The following is a 16,046-nucleotide window of genomic DNA, read 5'->3' as shown; positions in this document are numbered from 1 at the left end:
ACCCGTGACGCAACCCGCGCCCAGTTCCATCCTCCTCGTCGCCGCCTGCGCGCTTCTCGATACCGACAATCGGGTGCTGCTCTCGCAACGGCCCGAGGGCAAGTCCATGGCCGGCCTCTGGGAGTTTCCCGGCGGAAAGGTCGAGGCCGGAGAGACGCCCGAACAGACCCTCGTTCGCGAGTTGCACGAGGAACTCGGCATCGAAACCGAGCCGCCCTGCCTCGCGCCGCTGACATTCGCCAGCCACGCCTATCCGGATTTCCACCTGCTGATGCCGCTCTATGTCTGCCGAAAATACCAGGGCATTCCGATGCCGCGGGAAGGCCAGCAACTGAAATGGGTGCGGGCGTCGGCACTGCGCGACTACCCGATGCCGCCGGCGGATCTGCCGCTTGTCCCCATCCTCCAGGACCTCTTGTAGAGCCCCCTTTCAATCGCTAACAAACGTTGTTAATCAAACGTTTATTACAGTGTGCGATTTGTGTTGAACGCACCGGTGTTTACTTGATCCGGCGCCTGGGTTTGTCTCGTCTGTAAGAGGGGTACGAAAACATGCAAGAAGACCGTGATTGGGCCGAAATCCGGCCCCAAAACGCATCCGCTATATCCGAAGCGGGTCAAGGCATGCTTCGAATCACCCTGCTCTTCGGCTCCTTCGCGATCGCGATCGCCCTGTTCCTGACGCCGATTCTCGACCGCTCCAACGGCTCGACACTGTCCGCGTCGGCCTCCTATGGCGCGCTCGACCGCACCACCACCGGCACGGTCCGCGCAAGCGGCTCGCAGCAATACACGGTCCGCCGCAGCGTCCTTCAGACCTCGCCCGGCTCCATGTGCATCATTCACTCGAACGGTGTGCGCACCGGAGATTGCTGATCGGCCGCGCGGTTCGCGTGCATCGATCCTCAGCCCTGCCCTTCCGTTCCGCCTGACCGGTCGCCGAGAAAATCCGAAAGGCGATTCGTCGCGCTTCCCGGTTTCAACGGCTTTTGCTGCGACTCATGCGGCACCCAGCCGGACATCCAGACAAAATTGAAGCTCGCGCGAATGCGTCCGTCCGCATCGGCATGATTTTGGGCATAGTGCTCGGCGGCCGTTTGGAACAATCCTCGGGTCGCCATGGCCCGGCTGCGCGAGGCGAGCGTGTTCGTCGCCCCCATGGCGCGCAGATCGAGCATCAGGTTGAACATCGTGTCGTAGCGGACCGTCAGCGTCTCCGTGTCGGCGACCGGCAGGGCAAAACCCGCCCGCTGCAACAGGCCACCGGCGTCGCGGACATCCATGAACGGCAGCACCCGGGCGTTCGCCGCGCCGGTCAGCTCGGATTCGGCCGCCAGGAGGCTGTCGCGCAATTCACCGAGCGTTCCGCCCGAAGGCACGCAGGCGAGAAACAGCCCGTCCGGTTTCAGGGCGCGGCGGATCTGCGCAAGCAGACCCGGCGTGTCGTTGCTCTCGTGCAATGTGAGAAGACTGACCGCGAGGTCGTAGGCCCCCTCGGGCAGGTCCAGCGCCTCGGTGTCGTCCGCATGGGCGGCATGCCGTTCGAGGACGCCGTCACGTTCGAGCTGCAGTTGCGGCGCGCCGTCGGGAACGAACAGGATCCCCCGTTCGAACTTGCGCGTCACCGCCGACAGCCTCAGATCCAGATCCTCGGCGACCGACCGGTACAGGAAATCCGCGCCGCTGACGCCCAGCCTTTCGGCGCGACGCCGATTGGCCCGCGCCTGCCCGAGATCGATGATGGTTTTGACGGCCATGGTCTCTTCTGTAACAGTGCTCGCATCCGCAGCCAGCTATCCGGTCCCTCACATGCAAAACCTGGCGCAAAAGGCAAGCCGCGCCGCGGCATCGGTGCTGTTTCCCGACACCTGCCTCGCATGCCGCACGCATGTCGCCGATCGCGGCACGCTGTGCCCGGAGTGCTGGAACAGGCTGCATTTTATCGCCGAACCATTATGCGATGTCACCGGCGTGCCCTTCCAGCATGAATTCGGCGACAGGATGGTCAGCGCCGAAGCCCTGGCCGATCCGCCGGACTACCGACGTGCCCGCGCCGCCGTGCTCCACACCGGCATCGCCCGCCAACTCGTGCAGCGCCTCAAATATGGCGACCGCACCGAGCTGGCGCCATGGATGGCGCGCTGGATGATCCGCGCCGGAAGCGCGCTGATCGAAGAATGCGACGTGATCGTGCCCGTTCCGCTCCATTCACGCAGGTTCCTCGCCCGCCGCTACAACCAGTCCGCCGAACTCGCCCGCGCGATTGCCGCCGAAACCGGCCGCGCCTTCGAGCCGGGTGCCTTGGCGCGGGTGAAGCCGACCCGCCAGCAGGTTGGCCTGACCGCGACCCAGCGCCGCGACAACGTCCGTGGCGCTTTCCGCGTCCCGACCGGCCGCGAGATCGCGCTGGCCGGCCGCAGCGTCCTTCTCGTCGACGACGTCTACACGACCGGCGCGACGATTTCCGCGGCGACCAAGGCCCTGCTGCGCGCGGGTGCCGACAACGTCGATGTGTTGTGCTTTTCGCGCGTCGTTCCGCATTTCAGCGACTGACCGAACGAAAGGGCCATATGGCGAGCCTATCTTTTCAGGATGCGACAGCGATCATATATAGCGGCATCTGAAAGGAAAAATTGATGGCCCCCGTGACCATATACACACGCCAGTTCTGCGGCTTCTGTTCGGCGGCGAAGCGCCTGCTCGAGAAGAAGGGCGCGTCCTATGTCGAGCATGACGCAACCTTCAAGCCGGACCTCAAGCGCGAAATGATCCAGCGCTCGCATGGCGGCACCACCTTCCCGCAAATCTTCATCGGCGACGTTCATGTCGGCGGATGCGACGAGCTTCACGCGCTCGATCGCGCCGGCAAGCTCGACGCCCTTCTGGCCAGCTGACCATGACACGCACCCTGACCTGCGCCGCGGTCCAGATGCGTTCGACCACCGACGTCGCGACCAACCGCGACGCATTCGAGATGCTGGTTCGCGAGGCGGCGTCGAAGGGCGCCGGGTATGTCCAGACACCGGAAATGACCGGGCTGATCCAGAAAAACCGGGCCGCGCTGATGGAGTCGATCTTCGGTCAGGATGACGATCCGATCGTGTCTTCCGCGGGCAAACTGTCGAAAGAGCTTTCCGTCTGGCTGCATGTCGGCTCGACGCCGATCGACCGCGGCGACGGCAAGGTCGCGAACCGTGCACTCCTGTTCGCACCCGACGGAATCTTGCGGGTCTCCTACGACAAGATCCACATGTTCGATGTTGATCTCGACAATGGCGAAAGCTGGCGCGAATCCGCGATTTACGAGCCCGGTGACCGCGCGGTGACCGCCGATATCGGGAAGGCCTGTCTTGGTCTTGCGATCTGCTACGATGTGCGTTTCCCGGACATTTTCCGCCGCCAGACGCTCGCGGGCGCCGAGATACTGACAACCCCGGCCGCCTTTACCCGCCAGACGGGCGAGGCGCACTGGCACGTGTTGCTGCGCGCCCGCGCGATCGAGAATGGCGCCTTTGTCGTATCCGCGGCTCAGGGCGGGACGCATGAGGACGGACGCGAAACCTACGGACATTCGATGATCATCGATCCCTGGGGTCGCATCCTGGCCGAGAAGGACGATGACGAGCCCGGCGTGATCGTCGCCGAGATCGATCTCGACCAGGTGGCCGAGGCGCGCGGCAAGATTCCGAACCTTAAGAATATACGCCCGTTTAATCTGGTGGATGCACAATAGTTGGACCGACCGGAGCACGCTTTTGATCAAGTTTTCGCTCAATTGTGACAACGGCCACGACTTCGAGGCGTGGTTCCGCGACAGCGGCGACTACGAAACGCAGAGAAAACGCGGCCTGCTGGAATGCCCGACCTGCGGTTCGAGCCATGTCTCCAAGGGGCTGATGGCGCCGAATGTCACGACCGCCGCCAAACGCGAGGAAGTCGCTGTGGCCATCGGCCACGCGATGCAGCGCGAGGTGGTGGAGAAAATGCGCGCAATGGCGCGCGAGGTTCGAAAGAGCGGCGAGGATGTCGGAACGCGGTTTCCCGAGGAAGCCCGAAAAATCCACTATGGCGAATCCGATCCGCGCGGAATTTACGGCAAGGCGACGCCCGACGAGGTTTCCAGCCTGCTCGACGAGGGCGTCGAGATCCTGCCGCTTCCCGACCTGCCCGAGGACCTGAACTGACGCGGCTTCAGCGCGGCCGTTCGGCGACCACCATGTAGTTGACGTCCATGTCGCGCGACAGCCGCCACTCGTCGGCCAGCGGATTGAAGCTGACGCCCGTTCGCCGCACGATATCGACGCCCGTCCCGGCAAGCGCGTCTTCCAGTTCCTGCGGCGTCACAAGTTTCTCGTATTGATGCGTACCCTTCGGCAGCCAGCGCAGAATGTGCTCCGCGCCGATGATCGCGAGACCGTAAGCTTTCATGGTCCGGTTGATCGTCGCCACGACCATCAACCCGCCGGGGCGAACCATCGCCGCGCATGATTTCATATAGAGATCGACGTCGGAGACATGCTCGACGACTTCCATGTTCAAAACGACATCGAAGCTTTCGCCGGCCGCTTCGAGCGCTTCCGACGTGGTCGCGCGATAATCGATATCGAGCCCGGACTGGCCCGCATGGAGACGCGCGATTTCGATATTGGTTTCCGAGGCATCCGCCCCGGCCACCTCGGCGCCGAGCCGCGCCATCGGTTCGGACAGCAATCCGCCGCCGCACCCGATATCGAGCAGGCGCAGGCCGTCGAACGGTCGTGCAGTGCCAGCGTCCAGGCCGAAATGCTCGATCACCGTCTGGCGGATATAGCTCAGGCGCACAGGATTGAACTTGTGCAAAGGCTTGAACTTGCCCGTCGGGTTCCACCAGTCCGCGGCCATCCGCGAAAAGCGGTCCACTTCGGATTCGTCGATCGTCGTTGCGCCGGTATTCATGTCGGTTCGTCCTGTACGGGTCTTCGCCATCAACTCGGGCGTCGCACAGCCCAAGTCAAGGGGCCGCACCGCCGCAGGCAAATCAATGGCGAACTTGCAGCATTTCCCGCAATTCGATATGGAGCGCTCCGACCTGCCGGGCAATGCCCGCCCGTATAACGAAGCCAACCATCGAGCACCCCACCTGCCATGGCCCGTATCGTCATGAAATTTGGCGGCACTTCCGTCGCCGATATCGATCGCATCCGCAATGTCGCGCGGCATGTGAAACGGGAGGTCGATTGCGGCCACGAAGTCGCCGTCGTCGTTTCCGCCATGGCTGGCCGGACGAACGAACTGGTCGACCTGACCCGCGCCGCCTCGCCGATGCACGACGCCCGCGAATATGACGCGATCGTCGCCAGCGGCGAACTGGTCTCGGCCGGACTGCTGGCGATCGTCCTGCAATCGATGGGCGTCGACGCCCGGTCCTGGCAGGGCTGGCAGATCCCGATCGTCACCGACAACGCCCATGGCGCCGCCCGTATCGCCGAGATCAACGGATCGCTCCTGATCGAACGATTCGGCATCGGGCAGGTCGCCGTGATCGCGGGCTTCCAGGGCGTCGCGCCCGACAACCGGGTCTCGACGCTCGGCCGTGGCGGCTCCGACACAAGCGCCGTGGCGATCGCCGCCGCCGTCAATGCGGACCGTTGCGACATCTACACCGATGTCGACGGCGTCTACACGACCGACCCGCGCATCGAGCCCAAGGCGCGCCGGCTGGCGAAAGTCTCCTTCGAGGAAATGCTCGAAATGGCGTCGCTCGGGGCCAAGGTTCTGCAGGTTCGCTCGGTCGAACTCGCCATGGTGCATAATGTGCGCACGTTCGTGCGCTCCAGTTTCGAGGCGCCCGACGCCCCCGGCATGGATGATTTCGACAATCCGCCGGGCACGTTGATCTGTGATGAGGATGAAATCGTGGAAAAACAAAATGTGACCGGCATCGCCTATACGCGCGACGAGGCGCAGATTTCCCTGCGCCGCGTCCAGGACCGTCCCGGCGTTTCCGCGGCGATCTTCGGCCCGCTTGCCGAGGCCGGCATCAATGTCGACATGATCGTCCAGAACGTGTCGGGTGACGGCAAATTCACCGACATGACCTTCACGGTCCCGAGCACGGATGTCGACAAGGCCCTGCACGCGCTCGAAAGCGTCAAGGACGAGGTCGGATACGAGGCCGTGCAGTCGGAGACGGGCCTTGCCAAGGTCTCGGTGATCGGCATCGGCATGCGCAGTCACGCCGGCGTCGCCGCCAGCGCGTTCAAGGCGCTGGCCGACAAGAGCGTCAACATTCGCGCCATCACGACGTCGGAGATCAAGATCTCGATCCTGATCGACGGCGACTGGTGCGAACTTGCCGTGCGCACGCTTCACAACGTCTACGGTCTCGACAAGGTCTAGTCGGCACGGCTATGCCATGGGAGGATGCGCGGGCAATTGCCCGGCGCGGCAACATTTTGCAGGGAGAAGTGCTTGTTACGTGAGGCGGATGCCGGACCACGTGTCCTCCTGAAGCGGCTCCGCGAGATCATGGCGGAGCCGATGGAGCCGCAGGAGCGGCTCGACCGGATCGTGCGCCAGATCGCCCAGAACATGGTCGCCGAAGTGTGCTCCGCCTATGTGCTGCGCGCCGACGGCGTTCTCGAACTCTACGCGACGATCGGCCTAAACCCGACCGCGGTCCACAACTCCGCCCTGCGCCTCGGCCAGGGCCTTGTCGGCACGATCGCCTCGGCGGCGCGCCCCCTCAACCTGGCCGAGGCCCAGAAGCACCCCGCCTTCGAATATCTCCCGGAGACCGGCGAGGAGGTCTACAACTCGTTCCTCGGCGTGCCGATCCTGCGCGCCGGCCGGACGCTCGGCGTTCTCGTCGTCCAGAACGAGGCGCATCGCGCCTATGGCGACGACGAGGTGGAAGCCCTCGAAACGACCGCCATGGTGCTCGGCGAACTGATCGCCGCCGGAGACCTGAAGCGTCTCTCGACCGCCGGCATCGAACTCGACCTGACACGCTCAGTGACCTCGAACGGCCGCGCACTGGCCGAAGGCATCGGCCTCGGCCATGTCGTGCTGCACGAACCCCGCATCGTCGTCACCAACCTGTTCAACGAGGACAGCGACACCGAGATCGAGCGGCTGGCCTCGGCGCTCAGTTCCCTGCGGCTGACCATCGACGACATGCTGTCGCGCCGCGAGATCGCCTTCGAGGGCGAGCATCGCGACGTGCTGGAAAGCTATCGCATGTTCGCCCACGACAAGGGCTGGGTGCGCCGCCTCGAGGAAGCGATCCGCAACGGCTTGACGGCCGAAGCCAGCGTCGAGAAGGTGCAGAGCGACATGCGCGCGCGGCTGACCGCCGTCAGTGATCCCTATCTGCGCGAGCGCATGAACGATTTCGACGACCTCGCCAATCGCCTGCTGCGCGAATTGCTTGGCGAGGACACAGCCAGCCGCGAGGAGAAGCTGCCGCCCGACACGATCCTGGTCGCGCGCACCATGGGCGCCGCCGAGTTGCTCGATTATCCGCGCAAGAACCTGCGCGGCATCGTGCTCGAGGACGGCGCCGCCACAAGCCATGTGGTCATCGTCGCGCGCGCCATGAGCATACCGGTGGTCGGCCAGGCCAAGGGCATCGTCGCCCTGTCCGAAAACGCCGACGCGATCATCGTCGATGGCCTGTCGGGCGATGTCCACCTGCGTCCCCAAAGCGACGTCGAACTGGCCTACGCCGAGAAAGTACGCTTTCGCGCCCGCCGCCAGCAGGAATATCGCGATCTGCGCGACAAGCCGTCCGTCACCAAGGACGGCCTCGACTTCCATCTGCACATGAACGCCGGACTGCTCGTCGACCTGCCGCAGCTCGACGAATCCGGCGCCGAGGGCATCGGCCTGTTCCGCACCGAGCTGCAGTTCATGATCGCCGAGGCCTTCCCGCGCGCCGAGGCGCAGGAAACGCTCTACAGAAGCGTCATCGAGGCCGCCGGCAAGAAGCCGGTGACGTTCCGGTCGCTCGATATCGGCGGCGACAAGATCCTTCCCTATTTCCGAAGTGGCCCGCAGGAGGAAAATCCGGCGCTGGGCTGGCGGGCCATCCGCCTTTCGCTCGACCGGCCCGGCATTTTCCGCACGCAATTGCGCGCGCTCCTGAAGGCGTCGGCGGGGCGCGAATTGCGGCTCATGCTGCCGATGATCACCGAAGTCGGCGAAATCGAGCAGGCCCGCGCCATCGTCAATCGCGAGGTCCAGCACCTGTCGCGCTTCGGCCATGGCCTGCCGACGCGGCTTAGGCTCGGCGCGATGCTGGAGGTTCCGTCGCTTCTGTTCGATCTCGACGCGCTGATGCGCTCGGTCGACTTCGTCTCGATCGGCTCCAACGACCTGTTCCAGTTCCTGACCGCCAGCGACCGGGGCAATCCGCAGATCGCCGCTCGGTTCGAACCGCTGTCGAGACCGTTCCTGCGCGCCCTGCGCACGGTTGCCCGGACCGCGGAGGCGCATGGCACGTCCCTGACGCTGTGCGGCGAGCTTGCGGGCCGTCCGCTCAGCGCCCTGGCGCTGGCCGCCATCGGCATCCGCGACCTGTCCATGTCAGCCGCAGCGATCGGACCGGTCAAGGCCGCCCTGCTCGCCACGGACCTCGCCGCGCTGACCGCCACGCTCGACGCGGCGATTGAAAATGATCGCGGTCCGTCCGATATGCTTCCGATGATCCGCGATTTTGCGGACACCAACGCCATCCCCTACAGCTGAGAGCATGACCAGCGCACCGCGCCATGATTGAACTTCCCGCCGACAAGATGGACCAGATGGTCAAGCGTTTCGCCATGCTGGAAAGCCAGATGGCGAGCGGCCCTGACAGCGACACTTATGTGAAGCTCGCCTCCGAATATTCCGAACTCGAGGAAATCGTCGGCAAGATCCGCGCCTACACCGCAGCGACGTCGGAACGCGACGACCTGAACACGCTCCTTGCCGACAAGGAGACGGATGGCGAGATGCGGATGCTGGCCGAAACGGAATTGCCCGAGGTCGAGGAGAAGATCGAGGGTCTGGAAAAGGAAATCCAGATCCTGCTCCTGCCCAAGGACGAGGCCGACACCAAGAACGCCATCCTGGAAATCCGCGCCGGTACCGGCGGGCTGGAAGCGGCATTGTTCGCCGGCGACCTGTTTCGCATGTATGAGCGCTATGCGTCCGGCCGCGGCTGGAAGGTCGAGGTCATCTCGGCTTCCGAGGGCGACGCCGGCGGCTACAAGGAAATCATCGCCATGGTTTCGGGACGCGGCGTCTTTTCGCGCCTGAAATTCGAATCGGGCGTCCACCGGGTCCAGCGCGTGCCCGAAACCGAGGCGGGCGGACGCATCCACACCTCCGCCGCCACGGTCGCGGTTCTGCCCCAGGCCGAGGACGTCGATGTCGAAATCCGCGACCAGGATATCCGCATCGACACGATGCGAGCCTCGGGCGCAGGCGGCCAGCACGTCAACACGACCGATTCCGCAGTGCGCATCACGCATATTCCGAGCGGTATCGTCGTTTTGCAGTCCGAGAAATCGCAGCACCAGAACCGGGCCCGCGCCATGGAAATCCTGCGCGCGCGCCTCTATGACGCGGAGCGCCAGAAGGCCGCGGACGAGCGCGCCGAATCGCGCCGGCTGCAGGTCGGCTCCGGCGACCGGTCGGAACGCATCCGGACCTACAATTTCCCGCAGGGCCGCCTGACCGACCATCGCATCAACCTGACCCTCTACAAGCTCGACCGCGTGATGGAGGGCGAACTGGACGATGTCATCGACCCGCTGATCGCCGACCATCAGGCGAAGCTCTTGACCGAGGAACTCGCGTGAACGCATCCGTCGCGCCGCGCTCCGTCGAAAGCCTGTTTCGCGACGCAAGGCGCCGGCTTGCCGATATCGGCATCGAGACCGCCGATCTCGACACGAGCCTTCTGCTCGAACATGCGACCGGGCTCACCGTGCTCGACCGGATCACGGATGCGAACCGGATCGTCCTGCCCGACGCCATTGAACGGTTCGAGACCTCTGTCGAGCGCCGGCTGCGCCGCGAGCCCGTCCACCGAATCATCGGGGAAAGGGAATTCTACGGCCTGCCGATGAAGCTCAATCCGTCGACGCTGGTGCCACGCCCGGATACCGAGACCCTTGTCGACCTGGTCTTGCCTTTCGTCACCGATACCGCCGCGCGCAACGGCACCTGCCGGATCCTCGACCTCGGTACCGGTACCGGGGCGATAGCGCTGGCGCTCCTGTCCTGTGTGCCGCAGGCCGTGGCGGTCGGGGCCGACGTCTCGCGCGAAGCGCTGGAAGCGGCGGACGCCAATGCGGCAGCATGCGGCCTTGCCGACCGCTTCGAAACCGTCTGGTCCGACTGGTTCGAGGCGATTACCGGCTCCTTCGACCTGATCGTGTCCAATCCGCCCTATATCCCGAGCGCCGATATCGCCGAACTCGACACGGATGTGCGCGATCACGATCCGTTGCCGGCCCTCGATGGCGGACATGACGGCTTGTCCGCCTACAGGTTGCTGGCCAGTCAAGCCGGATCGTTTCTGACCGAAAACGGTGCGCTCGGCGTCGAAATCGGCCATGACCAGAAATTACCGGTAACGAATCTCTTTCGGTCCTCGGGATTTCGCCAGACAGGCGAACGAAAGGACTATTCGGGCCATGATCGGACACTTTTTTTTGTGAAATGACAAAAACTTGCTGGCTGTAGTGAAAAAATCACTTGGCAATGCAGCAATGGAACGCTACCTAAAGACAGTGGCATGTTTCAACCAAGCCACCAGTCCGACACCCTACGGAAAAACTGACGTTACCGTGCGGACACCCGCCTACCGCCGACTATTGTGCGAGATCGGCTACAGGCACGCACACACACAATTTGTATGCCCGGGCAAAGTAGGGGGAAGCTTTGGCCCGGACCGATCCGGCGCAACGCGCAATCTGTAAGCACTGTAATGACAACATGAGAGTCTGATGAGACCACAACAGCAAGGTCGCCGCCAGCGCAATCGCAACAGTGGCGGGGGCAATCGGCGTAACCAAAATCCGCTTTCCCGCAATTACGAGAGCAACGGCCCGGACGTTAAGATCCGCGGCAACGCGCAGGTAATCGCCGACAAATACGCCACGCTCGCCCGAGACGCGCTTTCGTCCGGCGACAACGTGATGGCGGAGAACTATCTGCAACACGCCGAACACTACAACCGCATCATCATGGCGGCGCAGGCCCAGATGCAGGCGCAACGTGAGGAACGCGGCCAGTCCGACGATCAGGACGGCGACAACAGTGGCGACAACAACGCCGACAACGGATCGGATGACGACGATAACCGCGAGAAGCAGGAAAAGCGCCGCGGCCGCGAAAAACAGTCAGCCGACTCCAAGCCGAACGGCGATGCCCGTGAAAACGGGCAGGATGCTTCCGAGGCGCCGCAGCCGGTAATCGGCGAAACGCCGGTCGAAGTTACCCTTGAGGAACAGGAACAGGCCGCATCGGGCCAGGCGCGCCGCAGCGCGCCGCGCCGACCGCGCAAACCGCGCCGCACGAAGGAAGAAACGTCTTCCGATGGCGAAAGCGCCGGTGACAAGCCAGCCGAGGAAAAAGCCGCCGGAAACGGTGAATCGGTAGCCGCCGAGGCCTGATCCCGCACCGGGAATACGTAAATTTCAAGAACCCGCTTCGTTCGCGCGAGGCGGGTTTTTCTTTGTCCCCCGGTTCCCCTTTTTTTCGAGGTCGTCAGTCACCATATCCGTCTGGACCAGTGGTTTGCCGCTTGCGGGAACCCGTCAAAGATGAACCGGCCAGTGCTCAGGAGAGGCTGCCCGGACGATTGGAGACCAAAATGAACTTAGAGAAGTATTCCGACCGCGTTCGCGGTTTCATCCAGTCCGCCCAGACTTTTGCGCTTGGGCAGGACCACCAGCAATTCACGCCAGAGCACCTTCTGAAAGTGCTCGTCGACGATTCCGAGGGCTTGGCCGCGTCGCTGATCGAACGCGCCGGCGGCAAGGCGAAGGATGTCCGTCTCGCTATCGAGGCGGCGCTCAACGCCCAGCCGAAGGTGCAGGGCGGCAACGGCCAGCTCTACATGGCCCAGCCGCTCGCCAAGGTGCTCAACACCGCCGAGGAAATCGCCAAGAAGGCCGGCGACAGCTATGTCACGGTCGAGCGGCTCCTGCTTGCCATGGCGATGGAGAAATCGGCGAAGACCGCCGAAATCCTCTCCAAGGCCGGCGTCACGCCGACCGGGCTCAATCAGGCAATCAACGACATCCGCAAGGGCCGCACCGCCGACAGCGCGTCTGCCGAAGAGTCCTATGACGCGCTGAAGAAATATGCGCGCGACCTGACGGCCGATGCCCGCGACGGCAAGCTCGACCCTGTGATCGGTCGCGACGACGAGATCCGCAGGACGATCCAGGTCCTGTCGCGCCGCACCAAGAACAACCCTGTTCTGATCGGCGAGCCCGGCGTCGGCAAGACTGCCATCGCCGAGGGCCTGGCGCTGCGTATCGTTAATGGCGATGTGCCGGAGAGCCTGAAGGACAAGCAGCTGATGGCGCTCGACATGGGCGCGCTGATTGCAGGCGCCAAATATCGCGGCGAGTTCGAGGAACGCCTGAAAGCCGTTCTCAACGAAGTGCAGTCGGCAGCCGGTTCGATCATCCTGTTCATCGACGAGATGCACACGCTTGTCGGCGCCGGCAAGGCCGACGGCGCGATGGACGCGTCCAACCTGCTGAAGCCGGCTCTTGCGCGCGGCGAATTGCACTGCGTCGGCGCGACCACGCTCGACGAGTACCGCAAGCATGTGGAAAAGGACGCCGCGCTCGCCCGCCGGTTCCAGCCTGTCTTCGTCGAGGAACCGACGGTCGAGGACACGATTTCGATCCTGCGCGGCCTCAAGGAGAAATACGAACAGCACCACAAGGTGCGCGTCTCCGACTCCGCTCTGGTTTCGGCAGCGACCCTGTCGAACCGCTACATCACCGACCGCTTCCTGCCCGACAAGGCGATCGACCTTGTCGACGAGGCCGCGTCGCGCCTGCGCATGCAGGTCGACTCCAAGCCCGAGGCGCTCGACGAGGTCGACCGGCGCATCATGCAGCTCAAGATCGAGCGTGAGGCGCTGAAGCGCGAAAAGGACGATGCCTCGAAGGATCGCCTCTCGAAACTCGAAAAGGAACTGTCAGGGCTCGAAGAGGAATCCGACAGCCTGACGGCGACATGGCAGGCCGAGAAGGAAAAGCTCGGCACCGCCGCCGACCTCAAGCGTCAGCTTGACGAGGCGCGCAACGAGCTTGCCACGGCCCAGCGCAAGGGCGAGTTCCAGAAAGCCGGCGAACTGGCCTATGGCCTGATCCCCGATCTGGAAAGAAAGCTCACCGAAGCCGAACAGCGCGGCGAAGGCGATGCGGGCTCGATGGTCGAGGAGACCGTCACGCCGGATCACGTCGCCCACATCGTCTCGCGCTGGACGGGCGTGCCCGTCGACAAGATGCTCGAGGGCGAACGCGACAAGCTGTTGCGGATGGAAGACGAGCTGGCCGAGCGTGTCGTCGGCCAAGGCGAGGCCGTTCAGGCCGTCTCCAAGGCGGTCCGCCGTGCCCGCGCCGGCCTGCAGGATCCCAACCGGCCGATCGGCTCGTTCATCTTCCTCGGCCCCACCGGCGTCGGCAAGACGGAACTGACCAAGGCGCTCGCGGACTTCCTGTTCGACGACGAGAACGCCATGGTGCGCATCGACATGAGCGAGTTCATGGAGAAGCACTCCGTCTCGCGCCTGATCGGCGCACCTCCCGGCTATGTCGGCTACGAGGAAGGCGGCGTCCTGACCGAGGCGGTCCGGCGACGGCCCTACCAGGTGATCCTGTTCGACGAGATCGAGAAGGCTCATCCGGACGTCTTCAACGTGCTGTTGCAGGTGCTCGATGACGGCCGCCTGACTGACGGCCAGGGCCGCACGGTGGACTTCAAGAACACGCTGATCGTCATGACGTCGAATCTCGGCGCGGAATATCTCGTCAATCTCGGCGAGAATCAGGACACCGACAGCGTTCGCGACGAGGTGATGGGCGTTGTCCGTGCGTCCTTCCGACCGGAGTTCCTCAACCGCGTGGACGAGGTCATCCTGTTCCACCGGCTGAAGCGGGCGGAGATGGGCCGGATCGTCAAGATCCAGCTGCGCCGGCTGGAGGATCTTCTGGCCGATCGCAAGATCACGCTCAAGATGGACGACGCCGCCATGCAGTGGCTCGCCGAAAAGGGCTACGACCCCGCCTATGGCGCACGCCCGCTCAAGCGTGTGATCCAGAAGGAGGTGCAGGACCCGCTCGCCGAGATGATCCTGTCCGGCGAAATCCTGGACGGCTCGACCGTCAATGTTCTGGAAGGCTCGGACCGGCTGAATTTCCGGCCCGCCGCCGTCCAGCAGGATCAGGCCGCGTAAGGCTGCGATCACCATCCCGACCCGGCCAAAATCGGCCGGGTCGGCCATTTTCATGCCCACATTGTATAAAATTCTGGGTAATGAAGGGACAGATTCGCTTGCGGGACATTCATGTCGCGTGAACCGTTTTTTCATGGTCCCGGGAATCCCCCAATGAAACGCCTCGTCCTCCTCGGCTTGCTCTCGATCACGGCAGCGGCAGCCACCATGTCCGTCCATGCCGAAACCGCAGGCGCGCCGCCGGAAGCCGCCCGATACCAGGTCGCGCAATCGGATGTCGGTTTCTTCGTCGACAGCCATGGCCGTCGCGTCTACTTCGACCGGCAGACCAATCGCATCATTGCCGTGGAAGAGCCGCAGCCCTTGAAGGGACTGCTGGAGCGCGTCCTCCCGCCGCTTGCCGCGACCCCGCGCGACGACAGCAACGATTTCCCGCCCGCACCGCAGACGCCGCCGCAGCCCCGGAACTTCCCGGGAACCGCGGACCCGATCCCGGCCCCCGAAACGGTGGAGCGCGCGCCACTCGACGAAAGATCGCCCGGCGACGGAAATTCGCGTATCCGTAGCCTCGATGAATTGCTGGCGGAGCAGAACCCGGATGCACCCGCACGGATAACTCCGCCGGATGCGCAGGTGCCGCAGCCCCGGGTGGTCCCGGCCCCCGATGCCGGAGAAACGCCGGCGGCAAATACCAAAACCGCCGCCATGCCTCGCCCGGAACCGAACATCCCTTCGAAAGGACCGGTCGTCGTCAAGCTCCAGGTCCTGCTCGACCGTCTCGGCTATTCGCCCGGCGTGATCGACGGCCAGATGGGCAGCAATGTCAGGAAAGCCGTCGCGGCTGCCAGCCAGGTGACCGGCGTGGCCTATACGGTGACGGACGAAGCGACGCTGGATGCGGAACTCGACCGCACCGGCGGCCCGGCCTTCGCGCAATATGTCATCACGCCCGAGGACGTCGCCGGCCCGTTCGCCGAGTCCATCCCGACCGACTACGCCGAAAAGGCGAAGATGCCCGCCATGTCCTTCACCTCGCCGGCGGAAATGCTGGCGGAACGCTTCCACATGGCACAGAACTATCTGGAACAGCTCAATCCCGATGTGAATTTCTACCGCGCCGGGACGACCATCCGCGTCGTCGCGGTCGGCCAGAACGTCGAGCGTTCCGTCGCCCATATCGAGGCGGACAAGGCGAACGAACAGGTGCGTGCCTATGACGAGGCGGGGCGTCTGATCGCTGCCTATCCAGCCACCATCGGCTCGTCCGACACCCCCTCGCCGTCCGGCCTGGTGCAAGTCGATCGCGTCGCCATAGATCCCAACTACACCTACAATCCGAAGGTGAACTTCGTTCAGGGTACGAACACCATGGTGCTGACGATCCCGCCCGGCCCCAACGGCCCGGTCGGTTCGATCTGGATCGCCCTGTCGAAGCCGACTTACGGGATCCACGGCACGCCGGAACCCGACCGTATCGGCAAGACGAACTCGCATGGCTGCGTGCGCCTGACCAACTGGGACGCGGCAGAACTGGCAAGGCTTGTCACCAAGGGCGTCACCGTCGAATTCATCGACTAGGCTTGCCTGCCGCCAT

The 16,046-nt window shown here is 64.0% G+C and carries 15 protein-coding genes; 13 read left to right on the top strand and 2 right to left on the bottom strand.

Features of this window, described 5'->3' with window-relative positions:
• Positions 1 to 4 precede the first annotated feature (4 nt).
• Together mutT and ACQK2M_RS05615 are read left to right on the top strand one after the other, a co-directional pair.
• A complete protein-coding gene (gene mutT, locus ACQK2M_RS05620; protein ID WP_425416998.1) occupies positions 5 to 421 on the top strand; it encodes an 8-oxo-dGTP diphosphatase MutT in 417 nt (138 codons plus the stop codon).
• A gap of 203 nt (positions 422 to 624) precedes the next feature.
• Positions 625 to 876: a hypothetical protein gene (locus tag ACQK2M_RS05615; protein WP_425416997.1), complete on the top strand. Its 252-nt coding sequence runs from the start codon at positions 625 to 627 to the stop codon at positions 874 to 876.
• A 29-nt stretch (positions 877 to 905) separates the two neighbouring features.
• Here the strand turns inward: ACQK2M_RS05615 and ACQK2M_RS05610 are convergent, their stop codons facing one another.
• Positions 906 to 1,757, bottom strand: coding sequence for a methyltransferase domain-containing protein (locus ACQK2M_RS05610; protein ID WP_425416996.1), 852 nt, complete (start codon positions 1,755 to 1,757; stop codon positions 906 to 908).
• 52 nt (positions 1,758 to 1,809) lie between these two features.
• Here ACQK2M_RS05610 and ACQK2M_RS05605 point away from each other — a divergent pair, with 52 nt between their 5' ends.
• The 4 genes from ACQK2M_RS05605 (at position 1,810) to ACQK2M_RS05590 (ending at position 4,184) form a co-directional block, all read left to right on the top strand.
• Positions 1,810 to 2,553: a ComF family protein gene (locus ACQK2M_RS05605; RefSeq protein ID WP_425419987.1), complete on the top strand. Its 744-nt coding sequence runs from the start codon at positions 1,810 to 1,812 to the stop codon at positions 2,551 to 2,553.
• 83 nt (positions 2,554 to 2,636) lie between these two features.
• Complete coding sequence (gene grxC / locus ACQK2M_RS05600; RefSeq protein ID WP_223478140.1) at positions 2,637 to 2,894, top strand: glutaredoxin 3; 258 nt, start codon at positions 2,637 to 2,639, stop codon at positions 2,892 to 2,894.
• Between the two features lie 2 nt (positions 2,895 to 2,896).
• Positions 2,897 to 3,733 carry a carbon-nitrogen hydrolase family protein gene (locus ACQK2M_RS05595; protein WP_425416995.1) on the top strand — a complete coding sequence of 279 codons (837 nt, stop codon included), beginning with the start codon at positions 2,897 to 2,899 and terminating at the stop codon, positions 3,731 to 3,733.
• Between the two features lie 22 nt (positions 3,734 to 3,755).
• The gene (locus ACQK2M_RS05590; protein WP_223478138.1) at positions 3,756 to 4,184 is read left to right on the top strand and encodes a DUF1178 family protein; all 429 of its coding nucleotides are present in this window, start codon (positions 3,756 to 3,758) and stop codon (positions 4,182 to 4,184) included.
• A gap of 7 nt (positions 4,185 to 4,191) precedes the next feature.
• Here the strand turns inward: ACQK2M_RS05590 and ubiG are convergent, their stop codons facing one another.
• Positions 4,192 to 4,935, bottom strand: a complete 744-nt coding sequence (gene ubiG, locus ACQK2M_RS05585; protein WP_425416994.1) for a bifunctional 2-polyprenyl-6-hydroxyphenol methylase/3-demethylubiquinol 3-O-methyltransferase UbiG — start codon at positions 4,933 to 4,935, stop codon at positions 4,192 to 4,194.
• A 189-nt stretch (positions 4,936 to 5,124) separates the two neighbouring features.
• Here ubiG and ACQK2M_RS05580 point away from each other — a divergent pair, with 189 nt between their 5' ends.
• The 7 genes from ACQK2M_RS05580 to ACQK2M_RS05550 all read left to right on the top strand — a co-directional run bounded on the left by ACQK2M_RS05580 (position 5,125) and on the right by ACQK2M_RS05550 (position 16,030).
• Complete coding sequence (locus tag ACQK2M_RS05580) at positions 5,125 to 6,378, top strand: aspartate kinase (RefSeq protein WP_425416993.1); 1,254 nt, start codon at positions 5,125 to 5,127, stop codon at positions 6,376 to 6,378.
• Between the two features lie 129 nt (positions 6,379 to 6,507).
• Positions 6,508 to 8,727, top strand: a complete 2,220-nt coding sequence (gene ptsP / locus ACQK2M_RS05575; protein ID WP_425419986.1) for a phosphoenolpyruvate--protein phosphotransferase — start codon at positions 6,508 to 6,510, stop codon at positions 8,725 to 8,727.
• Positions 8,728 to 8,750: 23 nt separating this feature from the next.
• Positions 8,751 to 9,824, top strand: coding sequence for a peptide chain release factor 1 (gene prfA / locus ACQK2M_RS05570; RefSeq protein ID WP_425416992.1), 1,074 nt, complete (start codon positions 8,751 to 8,753; stop codon positions 9,822 to 9,824).
• Complete coding sequence (gene prmC, locus ACQK2M_RS05565; RefSeq protein ID WP_425416991.1) at positions 9,821 to 10,693, top strand: peptide chain release factor N(5)-glutamine methyltransferase; 873 nt, start codon at positions 9,821 to 9,823, stop codon at positions 10,691 to 10,693. The genes prfA and prmC overlap by 4 nt, the downstream gene beginning before the upstream one ends.
• Positions 10,694 to 10,976: 283 nt before the next feature.
• Positions 10,977 to 11,645 (top strand): DUF4167 domain-containing protein, encoded by a 669-nt coding sequence (locus ACQK2M_RS05560; RefSeq protein ID WP_223478133.1) that lies wholly within the window; start codon positions 10,977 to 10,979, stop codon positions 11,643 to 11,645.
• 200 nt (positions 11,646 to 11,845) lie between these two features.
• The gene (gene clpB, locus ACQK2M_RS05555) at positions 11,846 to 14,452 is read left to right on the top strand and encodes an ATP-dependent chaperone ClpB (RefSeq protein WP_425416990.1); all 2,607 of its coding nucleotides are present in this window, start codon (positions 11,846 to 11,848) and stop codon (positions 14,450 to 14,452) included.
• 153 nt (positions 14,453 to 14,605) lie between these two features.
• Positions 14,606 to 16,030, top strand: coding sequence for a L,D-transpeptidase family protein (locus ACQK2M_RS05550; RefSeq protein ID WP_425416989.1), 1,425 nt, complete (start codon positions 14,606 to 14,608; stop codon positions 16,028 to 16,030).
• Positions 16,031 to 16,046 lie beyond the last annotated feature (16 nt).

This window comes from Oricola indica (assembly GCF_965227485.1).
Taxonomy (GTDB): Bacteria; Pseudomonadota; Alphaproteobacteria; order Rhizobiales; family Rhizobiaceae; genus Oricola; species Oricola indica.
The sequence above is the reverse complement of the archived record's forward strand: the minus strand, read 5'-3'. Positions and strand labels throughout refer to the sequence as shown.